20 protein-coding genes and 1 pseudogene are annotated in these 24,979 nt (G+C 70.7%); 17 read left to right on the forward strand and 4 right to left on the reverse strand.

Going from position 1 to position 24,979, the window contains the following annotated elements:
• Window positions 1-5 precede the first annotated feature (5 nt).
• Entirely contained in the window at window positions 6-4,871 is a 4,866-nt protein-coding gene (locus EAO75_RS40935) for a serine protease (RefSeq protein WP_148000108.1), read from the forward strand.
• Here EAO75_RS40935 and EAO75_RS40940 read toward each other — a convergent pair.
• Entirely contained in the window at window positions 4,828-6,042 is a 1,215-nt protein-coding gene (locus EAO75_RS40940) for a DUF2993 domain-containing protein (RefSeq protein ID WP_148000109.1), read from the reverse strand. The genes EAO75_RS40935 and EAO75_RS40940 overlap by 44 nt on opposite strands.
• A gap of 80 nt (window positions 6,043-6,122) precedes the next feature.
• Window positions 6,123-7,940: a bifunctional metallophosphatase/5'-nucleotidase gene (locus tag EAO75_RS40945; RefSeq protein ID WP_148000110.1), complete on the reverse strand. Its 1,818-nt coding sequence runs from the start codon at window positions 7,938-7,940 to the stop codon at window positions 6,123-6,125.
• A 145-nt stretch (window positions 7,941-8,085) separates the two neighbouring features.
• Here EAO75_RS40945 and mshD point away from each other — a divergent pair, with 145 nt between their 5' ends.
• The 14 genes from mshD to EAO75_RS41015 all read left to right on the forward strand — a co-directional run bounded on the left by mshD (window position 8,086) and on the right by EAO75_RS41015 (window position 22,458).
• Window positions 8,086-9,012 (forward strand): mycothiol synthase, encoded by a 927-nt coding sequence (mshD, locus tag EAO75_RS40950; protein ID WP_148000111.1) that lies wholly within the window; start codon window positions 8,086-8,088, stop codon window positions 9,010-9,012.
• A gap of 141 nt (window positions 9,013-9,153) precedes the next feature.
• Window positions 9,154-9,540 (forward strand): GntR family transcriptional regulator, encoded by a 387-nt coding sequence (locus EAO75_RS40955; protein WP_148000112.1) that lies wholly within the window; start codon window positions 9,154-9,156, stop codon window positions 9,538-9,540.
• Window positions 9,537-10,424 carry an ABC transporter ATP-binding protein gene (locus EAO75_RS40960; protein WP_148000113.1) on the forward strand — a complete coding sequence of 296 codons (888 nt, stop codon included), beginning with the start codon at window positions 9,537-9,539 and terminating at the stop codon, window positions 10,422-10,424. The genes EAO75_RS40955 and EAO75_RS40960 overlap by 4 nt, the downstream gene beginning before the upstream one ends.
• The gene (locus tag EAO75_RS40965; RefSeq protein WP_148000114.1) at window positions 10,421-11,422 is read left to right on the forward strand and encodes an ABC transporter permease; all 1,002 of its coding nucleotides are present in this window, start codon (window positions 10,421-10,423) and stop codon (window positions 11,420-11,422) included. Before EAO75_RS40960 ends, EAO75_RS40965 begins: the two co-directional genes overlap by 4 nt.
• Entirely contained in the window at window positions 11,419-12,348 is a 930-nt protein-coding gene (locus tag EAO75_RS40970) for a hypothetical protein (protein ID WP_148000115.1), read from the forward strand. Before EAO75_RS40965 ends, EAO75_RS40970 begins: the two co-directional genes overlap by 4 nt.
• Before the next feature lie 283 nt (window positions 12,349-12,631).
• On the forward strand, window positions 12,632-14,869 hold the full coding sequence (locus tag EAO75_RS40975) for an RNA degradosome polyphosphate kinase (RefSeq protein WP_148000116.1): 2,238 nt from the start codon (window positions 12,632-12,634) through the stop codon (window positions 14,867-14,869).
• Complete coding sequence (locus tag EAO75_RS40980; RefSeq protein WP_148000117.1) at window positions 14,850-16,043, forward strand: CHAD domain-containing protein; 1,194 nt, start codon at window positions 14,850-14,852, stop codon at window positions 16,041-16,043. The genes EAO75_RS40975 and EAO75_RS40980 overlap by 20 nt, the downstream gene beginning before the upstream one ends.
• 74 nt (window positions 16,044-16,117) lie before the next feature.
• Complete coding sequence (locus EAO75_RS40985) at window positions 16,118-16,531, forward strand: NUDIX hydrolase (RefSeq protein WP_148000580.1); 414 nt, start codon at window positions 16,118-16,120, stop codon at window positions 16,529-16,531.
• A 246-nt stretch (window positions 16,532-16,777) separates the two neighbouring features.
• Window positions 16,778-17,908, forward strand: a complete 1,131-nt coding sequence (gene pstS / locus EAO75_RS40990; RefSeq protein WP_148000118.1) for a phosphate ABC transporter substrate-binding protein PstS — start codon at window positions 16,778-16,780, stop codon at window positions 17,906-17,908.
• 104 nt (window positions 17,909-18,012) lie between these two features.
• The gene (pstC, locus tag EAO75_RS40995) at window positions 18,013-19,014 is read left to right on the forward strand and encodes a phosphate ABC transporter permease subunit PstC (protein ID WP_148000119.1); all 1,002 of its coding nucleotides are present in this window, start codon (window positions 18,013-18,015) and stop codon (window positions 19,012-19,014) included.
• Window positions 19,011-20,072: a phosphate ABC transporter permease PstA gene (gene pstA / locus EAO75_RS41000; protein ID WP_148000120.1), complete on the forward strand. Its 1,062-nt coding sequence runs from the start codon at window positions 19,011-19,013 to the stop codon at window positions 20,070-20,072. Before pstC ends, pstA begins: the two co-directional genes overlap by 4 nt.
• Window positions 20,073-20,128: 56 nt before the next feature.
• Window positions 20,129-20,905 (forward strand): phosphate ABC transporter ATP-binding protein PstB, encoded by a 777-nt coding sequence (pstB, locus tag EAO75_RS41005; RefSeq protein ID WP_148000121.1) that lies wholly within the window; start codon window positions 20,129-20,131, stop codon window positions 20,903-20,905.
• 426 nt (window positions 20,906-21,331) lie between these two features.
• A complete protein-coding gene (locus EAO75_RS41010; protein WP_148000122.1) occupies window positions 21,332-22,165 on the forward strand; it encodes a hypothetical protein in 834 nt (277 codons plus the stop codon).
• Window positions 22,166-22,278: 113 nt separating this feature from the next.
• A complete protein-coding gene (locus EAO75_RS41015) occupies window positions 22,279-22,458 on the forward strand; it encodes a hypothetical protein (protein ID WP_148000123.1) in 180 nt (59 codons plus the stop codon).
• Window positions 22,459-22,466: 8 nt separating this feature from the next.
• Here the strand turns inward: EAO75_RS41015 and EAO75_RS41020 are convergent, their stop codons facing one another.
• The gene (locus tag EAO75_RS41020; protein ID WP_148000124.1) at window positions 22,467-22,844 is read right to left on the reverse strand and encodes a metal-sensitive transcriptional regulator; all 378 of its coding nucleotides are present in this window, start codon (window positions 22,842-22,844) and stop codon (window positions 22,467-22,469) included.
• 242 nt (window positions 22,845-23,086) lie between these two features.
• Here EAO75_RS41020 and EAO75_RS41025 point away from each other — a divergent pair, with 242 nt between their 5' ends.
• Window positions 23,087-23,707 carry a DUF47 domain-containing protein gene (locus tag EAO75_RS41025; protein WP_148000125.1) on the forward strand — a complete coding sequence of 207 codons (621 nt, stop codon included), beginning with the start codon at window positions 23,087-23,089 and terminating at the stop codon, window positions 23,705-23,707.
• Window positions 23,708-23,716: 9 nt separating this feature from the next.
• Window positions 23,717-24,715, forward strand: coding sequence for an inorganic phosphate transporter (locus EAO75_RS41030; protein ID WP_148000126.1), 999 nt, complete (start codon window positions 23,717-23,719; stop codon window positions 24,713-24,715).
• A 93-nt stretch (window positions 24,716-24,808) separates the two neighbouring features.
• Here EAO75_RS41030 and EAO75_RS41035 read toward each other — a convergent pair.
• Window positions 24,809-24,979: pseudogene (locus tag EAO75_RS41035) on the reverse strand (DUF47 domain-containing protein); the annotation flags it as partial.

A 24,979-nucleotide genomic window follows, 5' to 3' on the forward strand; every position in this document is an offset into this window, starting at 1 on the left:
CGATCATGGTGAACCCTCCCGACCGCACGCCGAACCCTCTCGACCGCGTCGTGCAGATCGTCGGCCGCGGCCCGGACGACCGGCCGTTCTTCGTCGCCTCCGGCCTGCTCCTGGTGGGCGACCTGGCCATCACGGCCGCCCACGCGGTACAGGACGCGACCTGGCGCTACGAGTTACGTCCCGTCAGCCCCGTACACCACGGACGGCCCGCCACTCCCCTGCCGGTGCGCCGCGTCGTACCGCACGCCGGACGCGACCTCGCGCTCCTCGTCCTGGACACCGAGCGCGGCACGCTGCCACCGCTCCGCTTCGCCGAACTGCCGTACGAGATGGGCCAGATCGCGGTGCACGCGGTCGGCTTTCCCCAGTTCACCGTGGAGGACTCGCGGCCCCGGAGCCATCAGATCGACGCCACCGTCCAGCTCGGCTCGGACCGCACCAGGCATCAGTTCCAGCTCGCCCAGCACACCAGCGACCCACCGGCCGGCGCCCCCGGCACCTCGCCCTGGGCGGGCTTCTCCGGAGCGGGCATCCTCACCAAGCGCGAGGGCCTGCTGGCCGGTATCGCCACCAGTCACCGGCTGGCCGGCGGTCGGCGCAGCACCACCGGCACGGACCTGTCCGCTCTGACCGACCCGGCCTTCCTCGCGCTGCTCGCCGAGCACGGCGTGGAACCGGCGCCCGTCCCGGTGCGCCCGCCCACCGTCCGGGCGCCCGGGCCCGCGCACTGGCTGCCGGACGACGTCCGGGCGGTGCTGTCCCGGCAGCGCAAGGCGGCCGACGAACTCCCGCACCGCTTCCGGCAGGACCGCCGCCCGCGCCGGCTCACCGCGGTGTACGTCCGCCAGCTCCTCAGCCGGCAGCAGGAGGAGAAGGTCGCCGGTGAGCCGACGGACGGTGTCGGGGCGGACGCCCGGCACGTCGGTGGACTCGCGCCGCCGCACGGCCTGGAGGGCGCGTCCGGGCCGCCCTCGCCGGCCGGCCCCGGCAGGGCGCGCGGGCTCGGTCCGACATCGGGTTCCGGCACGGCGAAGCACGCCACCGCGGTCGGACCGCCCCGTCGCCTGGAGCAGGTGCTCGCCCACGACGAGAGCGGGCGGGAGAGCGGGGCCGCACACGCGCTCGTCGAGGCGGGACCGGGTGCCGGCAAGTCCACGCTGCTGCACAGCTGCGCCCTCGACTTCGGGGACGCGGCGCTCGCCTCCGCCACCGGGCACGGCCGGCTCGTCCCGCTGTGGGTGACCGCGACGCGGCTCACCGGCCCTGAGCACTCCCTGGAGAGCGCCGTCGCGGCGGCGACCGGCCTCGACACCGGGAACGGCACCCTGCCCCGCCTCCCGCACGGCGCCCGCTGGCTGGTGCTGGTCGACGCGCTCGACGAGGTGCACCACGACCGCCGCAGCCGTCTCATCCACCTCCTCGCCGACCAGGCCGCAGGCGAACAGCCGGATGGCCTACGCATGCTGGTCACCACCCGCCACGACCCCGAGGGCAGGGAGGAGCTGTCGCGGGCGGGCTTCCAGCCCTACGTCCTCGACCCGTTCGACCGGCAGCGACTGGAGGAGTTCGCCCACACCTGGTTCAGGGACTCGCGCGGGGACTCCGAAGGGCCCGACCCCGCCGCGGAGTTCCTCCGGCAGATCGACGACACCGGCATCGGCGACCTGCTCCGCAACCCCCTGCTGGCCACCGTCACCGCCGTGGTCTTCGAGAACGCCGCCGACCGCCCCCTGCCCGACAACCGCTGGGCGCTGTACGAGGAGTACCGGGCGCACCTGCGCGCCACCAAGCGCGAGCAGGTCGGGGAGCTGTGGCACGACCTCGCCGAGCGCGCCTCGGGAACGCGGCACGGACCGCACGCGGTCACCCAACTGCGGGAGCGGATCGAGGAGTTGCTGGAGCATCTCGCGTACGCCCAGATCGCCGACGGCGCACGGGATCTGCCGCAGGTCGCCCGGCGCTGGTGGGAGGAGACCGCCACCGACGCCGACGGCCGGCACTTCGGCGCGGTGCCCCCGCTGGACGGCTGGCCCGACGCGATCACCGACGCGCTGCTGGGCACCGGCATGTTCGTGCGCCGAGGGCGCGACCTGGACTTCCTGCACACGACGTTCACCGAGCACCTGGCCGCGCAGCGGCTGGCGGACCGCCTGCCGGACGCCTTCGACCCGGGTGCGTACCAGTGGCGTACGACGATCGTGGCCGCGTCCGGCCGTGGCGCCCACCCCCTGGCGGAGCTCCACCGCACCGCCCTCGTGCACTACGGCCACCGTCACCGCGGCGGCGGACAGGCGCTGCTCGACTGGCTCCAACAGGGCCCGGACGACGACCAGTTGCTGGCCGGCGAGCTGCTCGCGGAGGGCTGTCCCGCGCAGGACGTCCACTACCAGCGGTTCCTCGCGACCATGGAGATCCCGCGCGGCGCTGACACGGAGGCAACGGCCTGGGATCTGCTGGGCCTCATGCGCAACGCCGGGGTGACGGCGTATCTCCGGGACAGCGCCCGGGGCACGGGGCCGCGGCGGGTGTGGGCCGCGATGGCGCTGATGACCCACGACGCCGCCAGTGCCGCCCTGGCTCTGCGGCGGATGGCGACCGACCCGGCGGTGAGTCCGGAGCTGTTGGCCGACGCGGCGAAGTACCTGGTCGAGTACCACCCGGAACACACGGCGGAGGCGGCGGCAGCCCTGCACGGGGTGCTGGGGCACCCCCGCGCCCACGCCTGGGACCGGACCGACGCCGCTGCCCTTTTGGCCACCCTGGGGGACGAGTACGTCGCCCAGGCCGCCGCAGCGCTGATCGCTCTCGTCGACGGTGCCGGATCCGGGGAGTTCGCCGGCGGGCGGGCGATCGAGCAGCTCGCGAAACTCGGCGGAGAGTACGAACGGGAGTCGGCACGCCGGATGGTGCGGCTCGCCGCGGCTCCCACGACCTCCCCATTCCAGCGAATGGAATGGGTGCGCAGGCTGTGCGAACTGGGTGAGGCCCACGCACCGGCGGCAGCCCAGGTGATCCGGGCGATCCTCGACGACCCGTTCGCCGACGGACATGACCGCAGGTATGCGGTGGGCAGACTGGCCGGCCTCGGCGGACCGTACCTCGAACAGGCCGCGACATGGCTCCGGGCCGTCGTCGATGATCCGCGCAACGACTGGCACGATCGCGTGGCCTGCGCCGACCTGCTGACCGGACTCGGCTCGGGGTACGTCGAGCAGGCGGGCTCCGCCTGGCGCACGCTCGGCGACGACCCCGATGTGCCTGCCGGCCAGAGGGTCGCAGCGTTGGAGAAGGGTCTGCGTCGCCTCCGCGAGCTGTCCGACGCGGTGGCGACGCACCGGGTACCGGAACTCGCCTCGTCACCCGGCGCGGAGCGCGCGGGTATGCCCCTGGACGCCGGCAGGAGGCCGGCCGAGCAGGGTGAACCCTCCATCGAGATGGTGGACCGGGCCATGGGCACGCTGCTCGCTGAATCCCGGGGCGTCATCGAGCAGCGGGCCGCGGCAACCCGGTTGCTCGAGTGGGGTGAACCGCAGCTCGGCACCGCCGAACGATCGCTGCGGGAACTGGTCGCGGCGGCCGGCACTTCGACGGCACACCGGCTCACCGCCACGTGTGGTCTGCTCCTTCTCGACCGCCTCCGTCTTCCGACGGACACCTCGCTGTTCCGGACGCTGCTCACCTCCCCGTCCGTCCACGCAGGCCTGCGTGAGCAGGCGGTGGAGGCGCTGCGAGCCGCCGGCGAGGGGTACCTCGACCAGTTCGCGCCCGACCTGGCCCGCGTCCTGTGCGACCCCGGTGGCGGCGCGGCGGACCGCCACGCCGCCGCGGACTCCCTGGCGCACTTCGGCTCGGCCCACCTCGCGAAAGCGGCGTCCGTGCTGTCCGCCGGCATGACCCGGCCGGACGCCTCTGCGCGGACCCGGCGCGACGCCGCGCGCGGTCTGCTGCTGCTCGGCGGACCGCACGTGCCCGTCGACACCGACGTGCTGCGGGCGGTCGTCGCCGACCGGGGCACGAGCCCCGGTGAACGGCTGCGGGCCGTCGACATCCTGGTCGGCCTCGACCGTGACTACGCCGAGGAGGCAGCGCGCGTGCTGCACGCCGTGGCCACCCAGCGGCGAGTCGAGGAGGACGACTTCGAGCGCGCCGTGGAGCTGCTGCTCCGGCTCGGCGAGCGCCACCGGCCGCAGGCGGTGCGCGCACTGTGCACCGCCCTGCGGCGTTGGCACCACGGAGACCTCGCGGCCGAGGTCATGGCCGGTCTCGGCGAGCCGTGCACCGGCCTCGCGGCGAAGGCGATCCGCAAGGCGGCCCGCCGCCGGTGGGTCTCCTCGTACGACCGCGAGGAGATGGCCGAGGCACTCGTCGAGTTCGGCGAGCAGTACAAGCCGGACGCCGCCCGGATCCTGCGCGGCATCATCAGCCGGCCAGGGGCCGAGTACTTCGAACGTGCGATGGCGGCGAAGGAGCTGGCGGAGCTCGGTGAGCCGTACGTGGACATGGCGGCGAAGGCCCTCGCCCGGGCCCCGCTCGGTCGCCTGGACCGCGCGGACAACCAGCAGGAGCTGGCCGACTTCCTCATCTCCCTGGGCCGGGCCCACTGGCCCGAGGCGGCAAAGGTGCTCCTCGGCATCGTCGACGGACGCACGTCCGACTCCGACGACCTGGACAGGGCGGTGACGACCCTGAGCCGCCTCGGAGAGGAGTTCAGGGCACCGACCCTGCGCGCCCTGCGAAGGGCAGCGCGCGACCGCGACGACGCGGCCGAGGCACTGGCGGCGCTGGAGAGCCGGGCTCCCGGGGATCCCGGGAGCCCGGGAACCGGCCTCAGCGGCCCACCGCCAGCCCAGCCCCCTCCAGTCGCACCCTGATCCCGTCCTTCTCCACCCGCACGTCCCGCAGCCGCACCTGCCCGCTCGGCGGTTCCGGAAGGCGGAAGCCCAGGGACAGCTGGTCGGTGAGGACCGGGCGGGTGAGGCGGGGCAGGGCGTCCAGGAGGGCGGGGTCGAAGCCGAGGAGGGCCAGGAGCTTCGGGTGCTCCAGGGCCAGGTCGATCAGGTTCAGGCGCATGGCCTGGCGCAGGAAGCGCGGGGTGCCGATCAGGTCGGTGAGCTTGGACTCGTTGCGCAGGGCCTCTTGGACCAGGGAGTCGGGCACGCCCAGCCGCCGTACCACCGACGGGATGGACAGCAGCGCCTTCGCCTTGCGGGTCTCGTGGGCGAGACGCGCCACCGACGTGCGGCTCAGGTGCAGGCCCTGCGCGGTGCGGGCGCCGGGGCGATACGTGGCCAGGTCGCCGATGTCCAGGCGCATTCCGCCGATGTGCGTCGCGATGCCGCGCTCGCCGTTGCGCACGATCCGGGCCTCGGCGCGCAGCCGTAGGTCATGCCCGGCGACCGGCAGGGTGCCGCGCGCCCGGACCCGGTCGTGGCCCTCACCGGTGAACGTCACCTGGGACGCGCCGAGTTCGCGGTTCAGGTCGGCGAAGGAGAGCAGGACGTCGCCCTCCAGATGGGGGACGTCGGCGCCGCGCACCGAGGTCGGACCGTCGGTGTCCAGTCGTACGTCTGTCGCCGTCGCCGTCACCTGGGCCAGCGAGACCCGGTCGGCGGCCACGTCGGGGACGGTCACCTTGACCGAGTCCAGCCGTTCGTCGGCGAGTTGGGTGAGGAAGGGGAAGCCGTCGATCTCGACCTCGGGTGCCGCCGCCAGATGCAGGCGGTCCTTGAGGGTGTCCGCGGCTCTGCGTTCGGCGTAGAGCAGTGCCCAGCGGTCGGCCAGGGTGAGGAACGAGGCGAGGACGACGAGGCCGACGACCGCTTTCAGTGCGAGCGGAAGGCCCGCGAAACGGCCGCGCCGCCGACGGCGGCCGGTGCGGCGATGGTTGGGCGGGGCCCAGGGATCGTCCTGGGCACCCGCCTCCTGCGGCGGTTCCTCTATGTCCTCGACAAGGAACTGATCAAGGGGACCGTTGTCCAGCCTGCCCAATTCTTCGTAGGGGTTTGTATAAGGATGCGCCGTTATGTGGTGGGGGGAACGCATCGGCCCATCCGACCATGTACACGCCCCCCACCCGCAACCTCTACCGGAGGTTTGCGATCTAGTTCACGCCACTTCACGCACTACTGGACGACGGTGATCCGCTTCGCCGCCGGCGGCTGAATCGGGTTCGTGGCCGTGGAGTTGGCCGTCAGGTACTTCTCCAGCACCGTCAGATCGTCCGTGCCGACCAGGTCGTTGGTGCCCTGGCCCAGCGTCGGGAAGCCGTCGCCGCCGCCCGCGAGGAAGTTGTTCGTCGCGACACGGTAGGTGGCCGCCGGGTCGATGGCCGCACCGTTCAGCTTGACGGAGTCCGCCACCACACGGTCCGCACCCGACTTCGTCAGGTCCAGCGTGTACGTCAGGCCCGAGGAGATCTGGAGGATCTTCGGGGAGGCCGCGTTCGTACCGCTGACCTGCTCCTTGAGCACCTGGACCAGCTGTGCGCCGGTGAGGTCCTGGAGGTTGACCGTGTTGGAGAACGGCTGCACGGTGAAGCCCTCGGCGTAGGTCACCACGCCGTCGCCCTCGGCGCCCTTGGCCGCGAAGGTCAGCGGCGCCCGGATGCCGCCGGGGTTCATCAGCGCCAGGTCGGCCTCCGCGTCCAGCTCCTTGCCGTACGCCAGCTGCGCGTCCGCGATCAGGTCGCCGAGCGGGGACTCGGTGCCGGAGTTCGGGATGTCGGCGGAGATGTAGCCGATCGCGCGGTTGCCGATGGGCGCCGCGAGGGTGTTCCACTGCGAGATCAGCGCGGTCATGTCGGGCGCCTTGGCGACGTCCCGGGTGACCACGTGGTTCGCGGACTTCACGGCCGTACGTGCGATGTCGCCGGTGAAGCGGTCGTACGTCAGCGTGGTGTCGGTGTAGAGCCGGCCGAAGGACGCCGCCGAGGTGACCATGCGGGGCTTGCCCGACGGGTCGGGGATCGTGCAGACGTAGGCCGCGTGCGTGTGGCCCGTCACCAGCGCGTCCACGGACGGCGTGATGTTCTTGGCGATGTCGGCGATCGGGCCGGAGATGCCGTCGCCCGCGCCCGGGGAGTCGCAGTTGTAGTTGTACGCGCCCGAGGCCGGGAGGCCGCCCTCGTGGATGAGCGCGACGATCGACTTCACGCCCTGGCGCTGGAGCACCTTGGCGTACTTGTTGATCGTCTCGACCTCGTCCTTGAACTTCAGGCCCTTGACGCCCTCGGCGGAGACGACGCCCGGGGTGTCCTCCAGGGTCACGCCGATGAAGCCGACCTTGACGTCCTTCTTCTTCCACACCCAGTAGGGCTTGAGGATCGGCTTGCCGGTCTTCTCGTCGAGGACGTTCGCGGCGAGGTAGGGGAAGTCGGCGCCCTCGAACTCCTTGTCCGTGTAGCAGCCGGCCGTCGGGTGGCAGCCGCCGTTCTGCAGGCGGGCCAGTTCCTTGCGGCCCTCGTCGAACTCGTGGTTGCCGACCGAGGTGACGTCCAGGTCGAGCTTGTTCAGCGCGTCGATGGTGGGCTCGTCGTGGAAGAGGCCCGAGATCAGCGGGGAGGCGCCGACCATGTCGCCGCCGGCCGCGGTGATGGAGTACTTGTTGCCCTCGCGGGCCTGGCGCAGGTGCGTGGCGAGGTACTCCACGCCGCCCGCGTCGATGGTCTTGGTCGTGCCGTCCGCCTGCAGCTCGGTGACCCGGCCGGAGGAGCCGGCCGGCGGCTCCAGGTTGCCGTGCAGGTCGTTGAAGGACAGCAGCTGGACGTCCTGGTAGCGGCTGAAGTGGCTCCCGCCGCCGTGCTTCTGCGAGCTCTCCCCCGCCGACGCCGACGCCGTCGCGGGAAGCGCGGCGGCGAGCGCGCCGGCCGTGGCGAGTGCGGCGGCGGTCGCGACGAATGCGTACGTACGGCGTCTGCGGTGCTGGTGGGATGTGGCTGACATCCGCCCCCCTGTGGGTCGTGAGTGACATGGCCCCGTCGGGCGGCAGCCTAGAGTCAACGCGCGTAGCGCGACAGGGGGTTCCGGGTTACACCTTGATTGCTTCTGTGCCGGGACTTTGCCCGGACCGCGCCTTACCCTCGTACGCATGACCAGCGACGACACCGCACACCCCCTCCCCATCCGCGCCATCGAGACCTACTCCGCGCTCTCCCCCGAGCAGACCGAGGCCGTACTGGAGCTGCTGGCGGAGGCCGCCCGGAACGACGGGCAGCAGGCGGTGTCCGAGCAGGGGCGGCTCCAGTTGCGCGGAGGGGAGCGCGAAGGCGTCTCGCATCTGCTGCTGACCGTCGGCGAGGAACTCGTCGGCTACGCCCAGTTGGAGGACACCGACCCGATCGAGGCCCCGGCCGCCGAGCTGGTCGTCCACCCCTCGCACCGCGGTAACGGCCACGGCCGCGCGCTGGGCTCGGCCCTGCTCGGCGCGTCCGGCAAGCGGCTGCGGGTGTGGGCCCACGGCGGCCACTCCGCGGCCCGCCATCTCTCCCAGGTCCTGGGCCTGACCCTGTTCCGCGAACTGCGCCAGATGCGCCGCCCGCTCGCGGACCTGAACCTGCCCGACCCGGTGCTCCCCGAGGGCGTCACGGTCCGCACCTTCGTGCCCGGCCAGGACGACGCGGCCTGGCTCGCCGTGAACGCCGCCGCCTTCGCCCACCACCCCGAGCAGGGCTCCCTCGCCCAGCGCGACCTCGACGACCGCAGGGCCGAGGCGTGGTTCGACCCTGAGGGGTTCTTCCTGGCGGAGCGGGACGGCGAACTCATCGGCTTCCACTGGACGAAGGTCCACGCGGAGGAGGGGCTCGGCGAGGTGTACGTCCTCGGCGTCCGCCCGGGCGCCCAGGGCGGCGGCCTGGGCAAGGCCCTGACGACGATCGGCCTGCGGCACCTGGCGGCCCAGGGCCTGCCCACGGCGATGCTCTATGTCGACGCGGACAACAAGGCGGCGGTGTCGGTGTACGAGCGGCTCGGATTCACGACGTACGAGACGGACCTCATGTACCGGACCGAGACCTGACAGGACCTGACAGGACCTGACACGGACTGACAGGACCTGACACACACTGACTTCTGACGCATAAGGGGCGGCGACCTTGACGCCGCCCCTTTCTTTGGACCACCCTTTCACTACTCAATTAGTGAAAGGGTGGTGGAACGGATGGTCGAGTACCGCATCGACCGGCGCTCCGGCGTCGCCACCTACGTGCAGATCGTCCAGCAGACCAAACAGGCCCTGAGACTGGGCCTGTTGGAGCCGGGCGACAAGCTGCCCACGGCCCGTGAGGTCGTCGAGGCGACCGCCATCAACCCCAACACCGTGCTCAAGGCCTACCGCGAACTGGAACGCGAAGGCCTGGTCGAGGCACGGCGGGGACTCGGCACGTTCGTGCGACGCGGACTGAACACCGCGCCGGCGGACTCGCCGCTGCGCGCCGAACTGGACGCCTGGGCAGCACGGGCCCGCGAGGCCGGGCTGGACCGCGACGACGTGGACGCGCTCTTCACTTCCGTACTGGACACGCACTTCAAGGGGGACGAGTCATGACCGAGACCGCCATCGAGGCGGCCGCGCTGAGCAAGGGGTTCGGCCGGCGCCGCAAGCAGGCGCTGGACGACTGCTCCTTCCGGCTCCCGGTAGGCAGCGTGTGCGCCGTCGTCGGGTCGAACGGCGCGGGCAAGTCGACCCTGCTCTCGCTCGCCGCTGGGCTGCTGCGCCCCACCGACGGCACGCTCACCGTCTTCGGTCAGGCCCCGGCGGCCGTCCGTGAGCGGGTCGCCTACCTCGCCCAGGACAAGCCCCTGCACCCCCAGCTCACCGTCGCCGACACCCTGCGCTTCGGCCGCGAGCTGAACCCCCGCCACTGGGACGACCGGGTCGCGCAGCGGATCGTCACCGAGGGCGACCTGGAACCGGACGCCAAGATCCGCACGCTCTCCGGCGGCCAGCGCACCCGCGTCGCGCTCGCCCTCGCCCTCGGCAAGCGCCCCGAACTGCTGCTCCTGGACGAGGCGATGGCCGACCTCGACCCGCTCGCCCGGCATCAGCTGATGGCGGCGCTGATGGCGGACGCCGCCGAGCACGGCACCACGGTTGTCATGTCCTCGCATGTCGTGGCCGAACTCGACGGCGCCTGCGACCACCTCCTGCTGCTCGGCTCCGGCCGCGTCCGCCTCGCGGGCCCGCTGGACGACCTGCTCGCCGCGCACCGCCTCGTCACCGGCCGCGCCGACGCCTCCCTGGACGCGCACACCGTGATCGAATCCCGCACCACCGGTCGCCAACTCACCGCGCTGATACGGCCTTCAGGCCCCCTCGGCGACGGCTGGCAGTCCACCGCCCCGACCCTGGAGGAGCTGGTCCTGGCGCATCTGCGCGCCCCGCAGGCCCCGGCCCTCCGCCTCGACGACGCGCTGGAGGCCGCCGTATGACCGCCGTGACCATCGACAAGCCCGCCGCCTCCGTCACCCCCTCCCGGGGGCCGCGCGGACTGCTCTGGGCCATGCTGCGGGTGCACCGCTCGGCGCTGTGGTTCTGGGTGATGCTGGTGGTCGTCGGAGCGGGCACCCTGCTGTGGGCGTACGGTCCGGGCGCGGACGCCGCCTGGGCCGAGTTCCGCAGGATGGGGTGCGACTCGGGGCAGCCGGGCCTGGGCTGCGACTCCACGGGCGACGCCTACGTCCGGTACGACACGGCCCTCAGCGTCGGCGCCGGGCTCCTCGGCCTCGTGCCCTACCTTGCCGCCGCCTGGGCCGGCGGGGCGCTCATCGGACGTGAACTGGAGAGCGGTACCGCCCAGTTGGCGTGGACCCAGTCCGTCTCCCCGGCCCGCTGGCTGGCCGCCAAGCTCGCCGTCCCGGCGGCCCTGCTGGTCGCCGGCACGCTCCTGCTCACGCTGCTGCACCGCATGGTGTGGTCGGCGGACGGCTCGCTGCGCGTGGCGCTGAACTCACGGGACTGGTACGAGAGCACCACCTTTGCGGCCAACGGCACCATCGCCTCCGCCTACGCCCTGCTCGGCCTGGCCGTCGGCGTCCTCGCGGGCCTGCTCCACCGCCGCTCCCTGCCCGCGCTCGGCACGGCGGTCGTCGCCCTGGCGCTCGTGTCGTCCGCGACCGTCAGCCTGCGCCCGCATCTGTGGCCCGTCGCGACGATGACGAACAAGCACGAGTACCCCGAGTACATCGGCATGGTCCTCGGCGAGGGGGCGCTCACCTCCTCCGGCGCCCGCGTCCCGGACCCCATGTGCGTCGACGACGCCAAGTGCCTGGCCGCCCACGACATCGCCGGCTTCTACCGCGACTACCACCCCTCCTCCCACTTCTGGCCCCTCCAGCTGATGGAGACGGGCGTCGTCCTCGCCGTCGCCGCCCTGGCGGCCCTGATCGCCTTCCGGCTGCTGAAGCGCCGTACCGGAGCCGTCGTATGACCGCCGCCGTCACCACCACGACCGCCCCGGCCACGCGCACCCCGCGCAGGCCGCGGGGCCTGGTCTGGACCGTCCTGCGGGTGCACCGCACCGCCCTGATCTTCTGGGGACTGGCCCTGGCCTCCGCCACCGGCCTGCTGATCTGGCTGTACGCCATCGGCGACGAGGCCCGCAAGGGCAACGTCGCGTGCACCACACCGGCCCACGACGGCTTCCCCGCCTGTGCGTCCCTGGAGTCGGTCACCGTGGACGACGTCTACGCCGGCTGGATCGAGCTGGTCGCCAGTGCCCTGACCTACGCGATCCTCCCCATAGCCGCCTGGGCCGGCGCCGCGCTCATCGGACGCGAGCTGGAGAACGGCACCGCGCGGCTCGCCTGGACCCAGTCCGTCACCCCGGCCCGCTGGCTGGCCACCAAGCTCGCCGTCCCGGCCGTCCTGCTCGCCACCGGCACCGGCACGATCGTGCTGCTGAACAACTGGGCGCGCGGGGACAGCGACGCCGGGCTGGTCGGGGAGTGGTACTACACGGACGTCTTCGTCGGGACGGGCCCGGCGGCCGTCGCCTACGCCCTGGCCGGCCTCGCCCTCGGCGCGCTCGCCGGGCTGGTGTGGCGGCGCGCCCTGCCCGCCGCCGGGGTGGGTTTCGCGGCCTCGCTCGTCCTCTGCGTCGTGATGGAACGCCTCCGCGAGGACCTGTGGCCCAAGGTCACCCGCACCGCGACCGGTGACCTCGAAGTGCCCCGCTCGACCTTCGTGGCGGACTGGGACACCAAGGTCACGGACGGTGTCCGGCACATCACGGCGACGTACCACCCCGAGTCCCACTTCTGGCCGATCCAGTACGTCGAGACCGGCATCCTCCTCGCCGTGGCCGCCGCAGCGACCCTCGCCGCCTTCCGGCTGCTGCACCGCCGGCTGCCGTAGATCGCGCCGCACGCCCTTCGCGGGGGGAGGGGCGTGCGGTCTGGACATACGTGCGACCACGTAGACGTCCGCGAGCCGCCCCCCGCTATCCCACACGCCATGTCTCCGTAACCATTGGTTCAGACGGACTTGCGAGGCTCGGCCAATGACCGCCGCCGTGCCAGAGCCTTCGGTTCCCGCGCAGGGGAGCGCGAGGAACGGGGACGCACGACGCCTCCCCGCAACACTCCCGCCCGCGCGTTCCGACGCGCCCATAAGCGCCGACACGCGGAACAATGGGCATATGAGCCAGTCCTCGAACGCCCATGCCCAGGTCCAGCACCCGCAGCCCTCCGTCGGCTCCATCGCGGCACATCGCCCGCACACGGTCACCTCGGCGGTCGTCTCCGACCTGGAACCGGACATCGACGCCGACCTCGACGCGTACGAGGTCACCGAGGTCGAAGGTGTCCAGCTGCCCCAGGGCCGGTTCCTGGACCGGGAGCGCAGCTGGCTCGCGTTCAACGAACGCGTCCTCGAACTCGCCGAGGACCCGAACACCCCGCTGCTGGAGCGCGCCAACTTCCTGGCGATCTTCGCCAGCAACCTCGACGAGTTCTTCATGGTTCGCGTGGCCGGACTGAAGCGCCGTATCGCCACCGGTGTCGCCACCCGGTCCGCGTCCGGCCTCCAGCCCCGCGAGGTCCTGGAGATGATCTGGGCCCGCTCACGCGAGCTGATGGCCCGGCACGCCGCCTGCTACCACGAGGACGTCGCCCCCGCACTCGCGGAGGAGGGCATCCACCTGGTCCGCTGGAACGAGCTGACCGAGAAGGAGCAGGCCCGCCTCTTCACGCTCTTCCGGCACCAGATCTTCCCGGTCCTGACCCCGCTGGCGGTCGACCCGGCACACCCCTTCCCGTACATCTCCGGCCTGTCCCTGAACCTGGCCGTACGGGTCCGCAACCCCGTCACCGGCACGCCGCACTTCGCCCGCGTGAAGGTGCCGCCGCTGCTCTCCCGCTTCCTGGAGGCCTCCCCCGGCCGGTTCGTCCCGCTGGAGGACGTGATCGCCGCGCACCTGGAGGAGCTGTTCCCGGGCATGGAGGTGCTGGAGCACCACGCCTTCCGGGTCACCCGCAACGAGGACCTGGAGGTCGAGGAGGACGACGCCGAGAACCTCCTCCAGGCCCTGGAGAAGGAGCTCATGCGGCGCCGCTTCGGCCCGCCGGTGCGCCTGGAGGTCGAGGAGAACATCAACCAGGAGGTCCTGGACCTGCTGGTGCGCGAGCTGAAGATCAGCGAGGCCGAGGTCTACCCGCTGACGGGCCCCCTGGACCTCACCGGCCTCTTCCGCATCGCCTCCATCGACCGGCCCGAGCTGAAGTACCCGAAGTTCATCGCGGGCACCCACCGTGACCTCGCCGAGGTCGAGTCGGCGTCCGCGCCGGACATCTTCGCCGCGCTGCGCAACCGGGACGTGCTGCTGCACCACCCGTACGACTCCTTCTCCACCTCCGTGCAGGCGTTCCTGGAGCAGGCGGCCGACGACCCGGACGTCCTCGCGATCAAGCAGACCCTGTACCGGACCTCCGGCGACTCCCCGATCGTCAACGCGCTCATCGACGCCGCCGAGGCCGGCAAGCAGGTCCTCGTGCTGGTCGAGATCAAGGCCCGCTTCGACGAGCACGCCAACATCAAGTGGGCGCGCAAGCTGGAGGAGGCCGGCTGCCACGTGGTCTACGGCCTCGTCGGCCTGAAGACGCACTGCAAGCTGTCGCTCGTGGTCCGCCAGGAGGGCGAGACGCTGCGGCGCTACAGCCACGTCGGCACGGGCAACTACCACCCGAAGACGGCCCGGCTGTACGAGGACCTGGGCCTGCTGACGGCCGACCCGCAGGTCGGCGCGGACCTGTCCGACCTGTTCAACCGCCTGTCCGGCTACTCGCGCCGGGAGACCTACCGACGGCTGCTGGTCGCCCCCAAGTCCCTGCGCGACGGTCTGGTCTCGCGGATCAACAAGGAGGTCCAGCACCACCGTGCCGGGCGTCCCGCCTACATCCGCATCAAGGTCAACTCCATCGTCGACGAGGCGATCATCGACGCCTGCTACGGCGCGTCCCAGGCGGGCGTGCCGGTCGACATCTGGGTCCGCGGCATCTGCGCGATCCGCCCGGGCGTGACCGGACTGTCGGAGAACATCCGCGTCCGCTCGGTCCTCGGCCGCTTCCTCGAACACTCCCGGGTCTTCGGCTTCGGCAACGGCGGCGAACCCGAGGTGTGGATCGGCAGCGCCGACATGATGCACCGCAACCTCGACCGCCGTATCGAGGCCCTGGTCAGGGTCACCGACCCGGCCCACCGCGCCGCGCTGAACCGGCTCCTGGAGACCGGTATGTCCGACACCACCGCGTCCTGGCACCTGGGCCCGGACGGCGAGTGGACCCGGCACGCGATGGACGCGGACGGCCAGCCCCTGCGCAACGTCCAGGAGATGCTCATAGACGCCCGGAGGCGCCGGCGTGGCACAGCAACACCTTGATCCGACGGACCCCACGGCCGGAACCGTGTCCGGGGACGCCCTGGCGGGCTACCTGCGCGCCCAGGCCACGGAGTTCCTCCGAGCCCTGCGTCTGCACCGGGAGACCGGCGGCGACGCGGGTGGCCCGGCGCGAACCAAGGCGCGCGTCGGGGACAACGGCTCGCAGGAGGCCGTCGACGCGGCACGGGCCCTGCGCCGCTCGGCCCGCCGTATCAGCGCCAGCCTGCACACGTTCCGGCCACTGCTGGACGCCGACTGGTCGGAGGCCATCCGCCCCGAACTGGCCTGGCTCTCCGGCACGCTCGCGATGGAACACGCCTACGCGGCCCGCCTGGAGCGCCTGCTGCTGGCGCTGCACCGGCTGTCGGGGGCGGCCGTACTGCCCGCGCAGGCGGGCGTGATCGGCATGCCCGGCGAGGCAGAAGGGACCGCGGGCGGCCGCGGCGCCGCGCAGAAGGCGGCATCCGGCGACACCGGTCCCCCGCCCCACCCGGCGGCGGCCCCGGAGCGCGGCAACCTCACGGTGGGCGCGGCCAAAGCGGGCGCCCTGCTGGAGCGCCAGCTGACCCTGGCCCGGACCCGCGCGCACTCCAGCGCCCTCCAGGCCCTCGGCAGCAGCCGCTTCCACGCGGTCGCCGACAGCATCGCCGTACTGGCCAGCGAGGTCCCCCTCACCCCGGCCGCGTCGACCGCCGACCTGCGCCCCCTCGCGGCCGCGGCCGAGGAGCGGCTCACCGACGCGGTGGCGGCGCTGCCCCTGGTGACCGCCGGCCACCCCTACAACGCGGAGGCCCTGATCCACGGCCTCTCCCCGGATCCGGCCCCGCATCCGCAGGACGCGCCCTGGCACCAGGTCCGCCTGCTGTTGCGCCTGCACCGCTATGCCCGCGAGGTCCTCCACGGCGATGGGGGTCCCGCCCTGCTCGAACGAAGCCGAGAGCTCGGGGGAGGACCCGTCGACGTACGGCTGCTGGCGGCCGGCCAGTCCCTCAACCGGCACCGCGACGCCTCCGAGGCGGCGGCCGCGGCGGCCCAGGCGGCGCGCACCCCGCGCATCGCCCCGGCGACGGCGTACGCCCTCGGCGTCCTGCACGCCGACCAGCGGCACGAGGTGGAGGCCGCGCGGTTCGCGTTCCAGCAGTCCTGGCAGATGCAGACGGTCGGCACGCCTTAGCGACCCTGAGGCACGCCCTGGGAACCCCTGAGACCACAGGTCATCCCGAAGGAGGCAGACCCCCGGTGACTCCCGTGAACGACCTGATTGTCCGTGCGGCCGGCTGCGTCCTGTGGCGCCGTTCGCCGGTAGACGGTGAGCTGGAGATATGTCTGGTCCACCGACCGAAGTACGACGACTGGTCGCACCCGAAGGGCAAGTTGAAGCGCGGCGAGGACCCCCTCGCGGGCGCTCTGCGCGAGGTGGCGGAGGAGACGGGACACTCGGCCGAGCCGGGCGCCCAGCTGCCGACGATGCGCTATCTCGCGAACGGCAGACCCAAGGAGGTCCGCTACTGGGCGGCCGAGGCGGGCCCCGGCGCCTTCGCCCCCAACGAGGAGGTGGACCGCCTGCTGTGGCTCTCCCCGACGGCCGCCCGGGTGCGTCTGACCCAACCGAGGGACCGCTCCCTCGTGGACTCGCTGTTGCAGTCACTGCGGCTGGCATAGTCCGAATCAACCCCGACAAAGTCTCGGAATACACCCGTGTCCTCAACGTAAGCGTTCCGTTACCTCACCCAGCCGTACCTAGGGGTTCACCCCCCGTTCATTTACGGCCTTCGGCGCCTTCACCTGATCTGCCTAATTTCGGCCGTGCAAGATGACGGGCCGCACCTCCGTGGACGCGTCCGCATCGCCCATTCTTCGCACGCCGCCGGAATTCAGGACGGCGGCTCCTGGAAGGAATTCCCTCAAGTGAAGCTTCAGCGCAAGAACCGGCGCGTCCTCGCTCTCGGCGCTCTCGCCGTCTCCGGCGCCCTGGCCCTCACGGCGTGCGGTTCCGACGACACGGGCGAGGCGACCGGCGGGGGCTCCTCCTCGTCCGCCGCCGCCGGCTCCATCAAGTGCGACGACGCCAAGGGCCAGCTGCTGGCCGACGGCTCGTCCGCGCAGAAGAACGCCATCGACGCCTGGGTCAAGCAGTTCTCGGCCGCCTGCTCCGGCGTCCAGATCAACTACAAGGGCGGCGGCTCCGGCGCCGGTGTCACCGCGTTCAACCAGGGCACGGTCGCCTTCGCCGGCTCGGACTCCGCGCTGAAGCCGGAGGAGGTCGCCGAGTCCAAGAAGACCGCGTGCACCGACGGCGGCCAGGGCATCGACCTCCCGATGGTCGGCGGCGCCATCGCCCTCGCCTACAACGTCGACGGTGTCGACAACCTCGTCCTCGACGCGCCGACGATCGCCAAGATCTTCAACGGCTCGATCAAGACCTGGGACGACGCCGCGATCAAGAAGCTGAACCCCGACGCGAAGCTGCCCAGCACCAAGATCCAGGCGTTCCACCGCTCGGACGAGTCCGGCACCACGGACAACTTCACCAAGTACCTGACGGCCGCCACCCCGGACAACTGGAAGTTCGAGGGCGGTAAGGCGTGGACGGCTCCGGGCGGCCAGGCCGCGTCGGGCTCCTCCGGTGTCGCCCAGGCGGTCAAGCAGACCTCCGGCGCCATCAGCTACATGGAGGAGTCGTACGCCAAGGACCTGACGTCCGTCGCCATCGACACGGGCGCCGCCGAGCCGGTCAAGCCCTCCTCCGAGACCGCCACCGCCGCCATCGCGGACGCCAAGGTCGTCGGCACCGGCAATGACCTCGCGCTCGAGATCAACTACAAGACCACGGCCGACGGCGCCTACCCGATCACCCTGGTCACGTACGAGATCGTCTGCGACAAGGGCAACAAGCCCGAGACGCTGCCGACCGTCAAGGCGTTCCTGACCTACATCTCCAGCGAGGACGGGCAGGGCATTCTCGCCGAGAACTCCTACGCCCCGATCCCCGCCGACATCATCTCCAAGGTCCGCACCACCGTCGCGGGCCTGAGCTGATCTGAGCGTGCGGCCCGGTCCCGCTGAGGACCGGGCCGCACCGTCCGGTGCACCGCCGCCATGGATCCGTACGTCGAGCACGGTTCCGCAGACCGGAGAACCCGATGGACATAACCACACAAGACACACCTCCCCCCGCGCCTCAGCCGGCTGATGGCGCGCACAAGCGTGCCGTCCGCGGCGCAACCCGCCCCGGAGACCGGATCTTCCTCGGTCTCGCCCGAGGGTCGGGCATCTTCCTGCTGGTCGTCATGGCCGCGATCGCGGCCTTCCTCACCTGGCGGGCCGTCCTCGCCATCAGCGAGGACGAGGGCAACTTCCTCACGACCTTCGAGTGGAACACCGGCACGAAGCCGCCGGTCTTCGGCATCGCGGTCCTGGCCTACGGCACGGTCATCTCCTCGATCATCGCCATGGTCATAGCCGTCCCGATCGGCGTCGCCATCGCGCTCTTCATCACCCACTACGCCCCGCGAAGGCTGGGCGGCCCGATCGCGTACGTGATCGACCTGCTCGCCGCCGTACCGTCCATCGTGTACGGCCTCTGGGGCGCCCTGATCCTCGTACCGCAGATGGACGGCCTGTTCGGCTGGCTGAACGACTACTTCAGCTGGACCGGCATCTTCTCCTGGGACGAAGGCCCCGCGCGCACGATGCTCACCGTCGGCATCCTGCTCGCGATCATGATCCTGCCGATCATCACGAACGTCAGCCGTGAAGTCTTCAACCAGGTTCCGCAGATGCACGAAGAGGCTGCCCTGGCCCTCGGCGCCACGCGCTGGGAGGTCATCCGCATGTCCGTGCTGCCCTTCGGCCGCTCCGGCGTGATCTCCGCCTCGATGCTCGGCCTCGGGCGCGCGCTCGGCGAGACGATGGCCGTCGCCACCGTGCTCTCCCCGGACTTCCTGATCCACGCCAGCCTGCTCAACCCGGGCGGCGGCACCTTCGCCCAGAACATCGCCGCCAAGTTCCCCGAGGCGGACGAGTTCGGCCGTGACGCGCTGATCGCCTCCGGTCTGGTCCTGTTCGTCATCACACTGCTGGTCAACGGCGCGGCCCGCATGATCATCGCCCGTCGCAAGGAGTACTCGGGGGCCAACGCATGAGCCACACAGCCGTTCCCGCCAAGCGCCCCAACTCCCTCAAGGGCGGCCAGCTGCCGAAGTGGGCCCCGTGGGGGATCGCCGCGGGTTCCATCGCGGTCTCCATCGGCCTCAGCCTGGCCTTCGGGATCGACAGCAAGGTCCAGTGGGGCCTGATCGCCGCGATCCTCTACGTGCTCGGTACGTATGTCATCTCGACGGTCGTCGAGAACCGCCGCCAGGCCAAGGACCGCATCGCCACCTCGCTGGTCTGGGTCGCCTTCCTGATCGCCGTGGTGCCGCTCGCGTCGCTGATCTGGYCGACCGTCGAGCGCGGCGTCAAGGTCCTCGACGCATACTTCCTCAGCCACTCGATGGGCGTCGTCGGCAACTCCGAGCCGGGCGGCGGTGTCTACGCCGCCATCATCGGCACCCTGGAGCAGGTCGGCATCGCCACCCTGATCGCCGCGCCGATCGGTGTGCTCACCGCGATCTACCTGGTGGAGTACGGGCGCGGCGCCCTCGCCCGAGCCGTCACCTTCTTCGTCGACGTGATGACCGGTATCCCGTCGATCGTCGCCGGTCTGTTCATCCTCAGCATCCTGCTCGCCTTCAGCCTGGACTTCTCCGGCTTCGCAGGCGCTCTCGCGCTGACGATCCTGATGCTGCCGATCGTGGTCCGCTCCACCGAGGAGATGCTCAAGCTCGTCCCGAACGAGCTGCGTGAGGCGTCCCTGGCCCTCGGCGTGCCGAAGTGGCGCACGATCCTGAAGGTGGTCCTGCCGACCGCGATCGGCGGTATCACCACCGGCATCATGCTGGCGGTGGCCCGTATCGCCGGCGAGACCGCGCCCGTGCTGCTGGTGGTGTTCGGCAACCCGTTCATCAACAACAACCCCTTCGAGGGTGCGCAGGCGTCGCTGCCGCTGTACATCTATCAGCAGTACTCGTTGAGCGCCGGATCGGACGCGGGCATCGACCGCGCCTGGGCCGCAGCCCTCACCCTGATCGTCTTCGTGATGATCCTGAACCTGGCGGCCCGGGCTCTCGCCCGCTGGAAGGCCCCCAAGACCGGTCGCTGACGCGGCCAAAGAGTTGAACAGTCAGCGACTCGGATTCGAAAGAAGCAGTGATCTAAATGGCCAAGCGCATTGATGTCAGCGGCCTCAACGCCTACTACAGTTCCTTCCTGGCCGTCGAGGACATCTCGATGACCGTCGAGCCCCGCTCCGTGACGGCCTTCATCGGCCCGTCCGGCTGCGGCAAGTCCACCTTCCTGCGCACCCTCAACCGCATGCACGAGGTCACGCCGGGCGGCCGCGTCGAGGGCAAGGTCCTCCTCGACGACGAGAACCTCTACGGCGCCGGCATAGACCCGGTCGCCGTGCGGCGTGAGGTCGGCATGGTGTTCCAGCGCCCGAACCCCTTCCCCACCATGTCGGTCTACGACAACGTCGCGGCCGGTCTGAAGCTGAACGGCTCCTACAAGAAGTCGCAGCTGGACGACGTCGTGGAGAAGTCCCTCAAGGGCGCCAACCTCTGGAACGAGGTGAAGGACCGCCTGAACAAGCCCGGTTCCGGCCTCTCCGGCGGTCAGCAGCAGCGCCTCTGCATCGCCCGCGCGATCGCGGTCGAGCCGAAGGTCCTGCTCATGGACGAGCCCTGCTCGGCCCTGGACCCGATCTCCACCCTCGCCATCGAGGACCTGATCGGTGAGCTGAAGGAACGCTTCACGATCGTCATCGTGACGCACAACATGCAGCAGGCGGCGCGTGTCTCGGACCGCACGGCCTTCTTCAACCTCGCCGCTGTCGGCCAGCCCGGCAAGCTGATCGAGATCGACGACACGGAGCGCATCTTCTCCAACCCGTCGGTCCAGGCCACGGAGGACTACATCTCCGGCCGCTTCGGCTGATCCGCCGCCTTCGGGCGACACAAACCCCTCGCGGTGCTGCATGGCGGTGCCACCGCGAGGCAGATAAAGGGCCCGCCCCCCGGCTTCCGGGGGGCGGGCCCGCGTCTGTTCCGGGCGGTCTCACCCCCGCAGGTGGCCCTGCGCGTCCGTCCTCGCCAGGCTGCGCGCCCGTCTCGCCGGTCCCCGCCAGCCGCAGGTGCAGTGGGCCGAACAGAAGGGCCCCTTCTCCACCATCGACGTGCGGTGCTCGGAGAGGTTGCCCTGTTTCATGGGAGAGGTCGGTCCATCCTGCTGCGCCACAGTGACAACGTTACCCAAAGCAAGTAGGCGCAACGCCTCCCGCGTGCGTGACGGGGGCACCTACCGGTCGTTAACCGGAACGACGGGGGGCCCGTGACGGACGTACCGGCTGGGGGTAGGCAGGCGATGACGGAGCGGCAGCAGCACAGAGGGCGTGGGGCGGGCGTTGCGGCTGGGGTCTTGTGTGTCTGTCTGGCCGGCAGCGGATGCGCGCAGAGCGGGGCCGCCAGCGAGGACGCACACGGCGAGAGTGCGGTCGAGGTCGTACGCCGCGCCGCCGACGCGCTGGCCGGGACCCGGAGTTCCAAGACCCGTACGTCCATGGAGATGGCCACCGGCGGCACCCGCGTCACCATCCGCGGCGAGGGCGTGTACGACTTCCGCAGGCAGGTGGGACGCCTGAAGGTCCTGCTGCCCCAGGATCCCGCGGGCGCGACCGCGCACCGGCCGATCACGGAGCTGCTCGCTCCCGGAGCGCTGTTCATGAAGAACCGCGGCGCCGGAGTGCCCGCCGACAAATGGGTGCGCGTGGAGACCCGGTCCCTGTCCGACGGGAACCTCGTCACCGGCGGGGCCACCGATCCGTTCGTCGCCGCCGAGGTGCTGCGCGGGACGCGCAAGGCGACGTACGTGGGCGACGAAGAGGTCGCCGGCACGCCGGTGCGGCACTACCGGGGCACCGCTGACCTGCGGGTTGCCGCACGGAAGGCCTCCGACGGCAGCGCCCAGGCCCTGGCCGCGGCGGCGAAAGGGTTCGCCACGGATCAGGTGCCGTTCGACGTCTTCCTCGACGACGACGGCCGGATCCGCAAGGTCAGGCACCGCTTCAGCTTCGTCAACGGACAGCAGCAGGACGCCGTCGCCGTCGCCTCGACCACCTTGCTGTACGACTTCGGCGCACCCGCCGACGTACGGTTGCCGGACGCCGACGACATCTACGCCGGCAAGATCGCCGAGTAGTGAAGGCCGGTACGTGCGCGCGTGACGGGCGTCAAGAACTAGCCCGTCCGTGCCATGCGCGGTGCGTAGGCCGCTCCCTACTCTAGGAAGTCGGTAACGGCAGAGAAGAGGTGATGCACGTGGCTCCGGTCGGCGGTACGGCAGTTCAGGACAACGTGGCCCTCGCCGAGATCGAGCTGTGCGGAGAACTGATCATCGCTGCCTCGGCCGCCCGGGAGGACCGGCTCAGCCTGGAGGACATCGACGAGGTGCTGCGCGTCGCCGAGGAACGGGACGCGGCGGCCGGTGCGTGAGGCGAACCTCACGTCCGCAGGAGCCGGCCGATCGCCTTCGTCGCCTCTTCGACCTTCGCGTCGATCTCCGTACCGCCCTTGAGGGCCGCGTCGGCGACGCAGTGGCGAAGGTGTTCCTCCAGCAGCTGGAGGGCGAAGGACTGCAGGGCCTTGGTCGAGGCGGAGACCTGCGTGAGTATGTCGATGCAGTAGACGTCCTCGTCGACCATGCGCTGCAGGCCCCGGATCTGGCCCTCGATGCGGCGCAGTCGTTTGAGGTGCTCGTCCTTCTGCTTGTGGTAGCCGTGGATGCCCCGGTCGTGGTCCGTCACGACTTCCGCGGCGGCCGGTTCCGTGTTCTGGTCAGCGGCGGAGACCGCACCAGCGCCGGCATCGGTGGTCGTCATCGCGTCCTCCAGACGTAGACCGCTTCGTATACCCCTACTGGGTATATCGTACCGAACTTTGCTGGGTATAGGCCCTGTGGCCGACGCCGCGGCCGGCCGAACACGCTGGACTGGACCACTGGGCAGCCCCCGTGCCGACCACTGTGACTGATGGGCGACACTGGAGGACGGCCCATTAGCCGTGGCCGGATGATGCACTTAGCATCAGCCTGACCGAAACCGATCCTTCCTGAGGACCCCACGTGCGATTTCGTCTGACCCCCCGGGAGACGAGCTTCTATGACATGTTTGCCGCATCCGCGGACAACATCGTCACGGGCTCGAAACTCCTGATGGAACTGCTCGGGGCGGACTCCGCCGGCCGGGCCGAGATCGCAGAGCGTATGAGGGCCGCGGAACACGCAGGTGACGATGCCACGCACGCGATCTTCCACCAGTTGAACTCCTCGTTCATCACGCCGTTCGACCGCGAGGACATCTACAACCTCGCGTCATGCCTCGACGACATCATGGACTTCATGGAGGAAGCCGTCGACCTGGTCGTCCTCTACAACGTCGAGGAACTTCCCAAGGGCGTCGAGCAGCAGATCGAGGTGCTGGCGCGCGCGGCCGACCTGACGGCCGAGGCGATGCCGAACCTGCGCACGATGGACAACCTGACCGAGTACTGGATCGAGGTCAACCGCCTCGAGAACCAGGCCGACCAGATACATCGCAAGCTTCTCGCCCACCTCTTCAACGGCAAGTACGACGCGATAGAGGTCCTCAAGCTCAAGCAGATCGTGGACGTGCTGGAGGAAGCAGCGGACGCGTTCGAGCACGTGGCGAACACGGTGGAGACCATCGCCGTCAAGGAGTCCTGAGACCCTCCCATGGACACCTTCGCTCTGGTCGTGACCATCGCGGTCGCGCTCTTCTTCACGTACACCAACGGCTTCCACGACTCGGCGAACGCGATCGCGACGTCCGTGTCGACGCGGGCACTGACACCGCGGGCCGCGCTGCTGATGGCCGCGGTGATGAATCTCGGCGGCGCCTTCCTGGGGTCCGGCGTCGCCAAGACGGTCAGTGAGGGTCTGATTCAGACACCGGAGGGCTCGAAGGGGATGGGCATCATCTTCGCGGCGCTGGTGGGCGCGATCACCTGGAACCTGATCACCTGGTACTACGGCCTCCCCTCCTCCTCTTCCCACGCCCTGTTCGGCGGCATGGTGGGAGCGGCGCTGGCCGGCGGAACGACGGTGTACTGGGACGGCGTCCTGGAGAAGGTCGTCATCCCGATGTTCGTGTCACCGATCGTAGGCCTGTGCGTGGGCTACCTGGTGATGACGGCGATCATGTGGATGTTCCGCCGCTCGAACCCGCACAAGACCAAGCGCGGCTTCCGCATAGCGCAGACGGTCTCGGCGGCCGGCATGGCTCTCGGCCACGGCCTCCAGGACGCGCAGAAGACCATGGGCATCGTGGTGATGGCCCTGGTCATCGCCGGCGTCGAGGACTACGGCGACCCGATCCCGGTGTGGGTGAAGATCGTCTGCGCCGTCATGCTCTCCCTCGGCACGTACGCCGGCGGCTGGCGCATCATGCGCACGCTGGGCCGCAAGATCATCGAACTGGACCCCCCACAGGGCTTCGCCGCCGAAACAACCGGCGCATCGATCATGTTCACCACGGCGTTCCTCTTCAAGGCCCCCATCTCCACGACCCACGTCATCACCTCGGCGATCATGGGCGTCGGCGCAACGAAGCGAGTGAACGCCGTGCGCTGGGGCGTGGCCAAGAACATCGTCCTCGGCTGGTTCATCACGATGCCGGCGGCGGCACTGGTGGCAGCGGCGGCGTACGGCGTCGTCAACCTGGCGTTCCTGTAGCGAGACCACCCACGCCACGCACAACAGCGACCGGCATGCCCTGCCCCTGCCTACGCCGAACCGACCAGGCACGCCTGGCGCCCTTGTTCAGCCGTCCAGCACGTCCACGATCTGCTTGAGCTTGAGGACCTCTATCGCGTCGTACTTGCCGTTGAAGAGGTGGGCGAGAAGCTTGCGATGTATCTGGTCGGCCTGGTTCTCGAGGCGGTTGACCTCGATCCAGTACTCGGTCAGGTTGTCCATCGTGCGCAGGTTCGGCATCGC

It is taken from the genome of Streptomyces sp. UW30, from assembly GCF_008042075.1.
Classification (GTDB): domain Bacteria; phylum Actinomycetota; class Actinomycetes; order Streptomycetales; family Streptomycetaceae; genus Streptomyces.

What these genes read in the sequence shown, in the direction of transcription:
- EAO75_RS40935 (WP_148000108.1), top strand. Translation starts at nt 6, where the DNA reads ATGGTGAACCCTCCCGACCGCACGCCGAACCCTCTCGACCGCGTCGTG.
- EAO75_RS40940 (WP_148000109.1), bottom strand. Translation starts at nt 6,042, where the DNA reads ATGCGTTCCCCCCACCACATAACGGCGCATCCTTATACAAACCCCTAC.
- EAO75_RS40945 (WP_148000110.1), bottom strand. Translation starts at nt 7,940, where the DNA reads ATGTCAGCCACATCCCACCAGCACCGCAGACGCCGTACGTACGCATTC.
- mshD (WP_148000111.1), top strand. Translation starts at nt 8,086, where the DNA reads ATGACCAGCGACGACACCGCACACCCCCTCCCCATCCGCGCCATCGAG.
- EAO75_RS40955 (WP_148000112.1), top strand. Translation starts at nt 9,154, where the DNA reads ATGGTCGAGTACCGCATCGACCGGCGCTCCGGCGTCGCCACCTACGTG.
- EAO75_RS40960 (WP_148000113.1), top strand. Translation starts at nt 9,537, where the DNA reads ATGACCGAGACCGCCATCGAGGCGGCCGCGCTGAGCAAGGGGTTCGGC.
- EAO75_RS40965 (WP_148000114.1), top strand. Translation starts at nt 10,421, where the DNA reads ATGACCGCCGTGACCATCGACAAGCCCGCCGCCTCCGTCACCCCCTCC.
- EAO75_RS40970 (WP_148000115.1), top strand. Translation starts at nt 11,419, where the DNA reads ATGACCGCCGCCGTCACCACCACGACCGCCCCGGCCACGCGCACCCCG.
- EAO75_RS40975 (WP_148000116.1), top strand. Translation starts at nt 12,632, where the DNA reads ATGAGCCAGTCCTCGAACGCCCATGCCCAGGTCCAGCACCCGCAGCCC.
- pstC (WP_148000119.1), top strand. Translation starts at nt 18,013, where the DNA reads ATGGACATAACCACACAAGACACACCTCCCCCCGCGCCTCAGCCGGCT.
- pstB (WP_148000121.1), top strand. Translation starts at nt 20,129, where the DNA reads ATGGCCAAGCGCATTGATGTCAGCGGCCTCAACGCCTACTACAGTTCC.
- EAO75_RS41010 (WP_148000122.1), top strand. Translation starts at nt 21,332, where the DNA reads ATGACGGAGCGGCAGCAGCACAGAGGGCGTGGGGCGGGCGTTGCGGCT.
- EAO75_RS41015 (WP_148000123.1), top strand. Translation starts at nt 22,279, where the DNA reads ATGCACGTGGCTCCGGTCGGCGGTACGGCAGTTCAGGACAACGTGGCC.
- EAO75_RS41020 (WP_148000124.1), bottom strand. Translation starts at nt 22,844, where the DNA reads ATGACGACCACCGATGCCGGCGCTGGTGCGGTCTCCGCCGCTGACCAG.
- EAO75_RS41030 (WP_148000126.1), top strand. Translation starts at nt 23,717, where the DNA reads ATGGACACCTTCGCTCTGGTCGTGACCATCGCGGTCGCGCTCTTCTTC.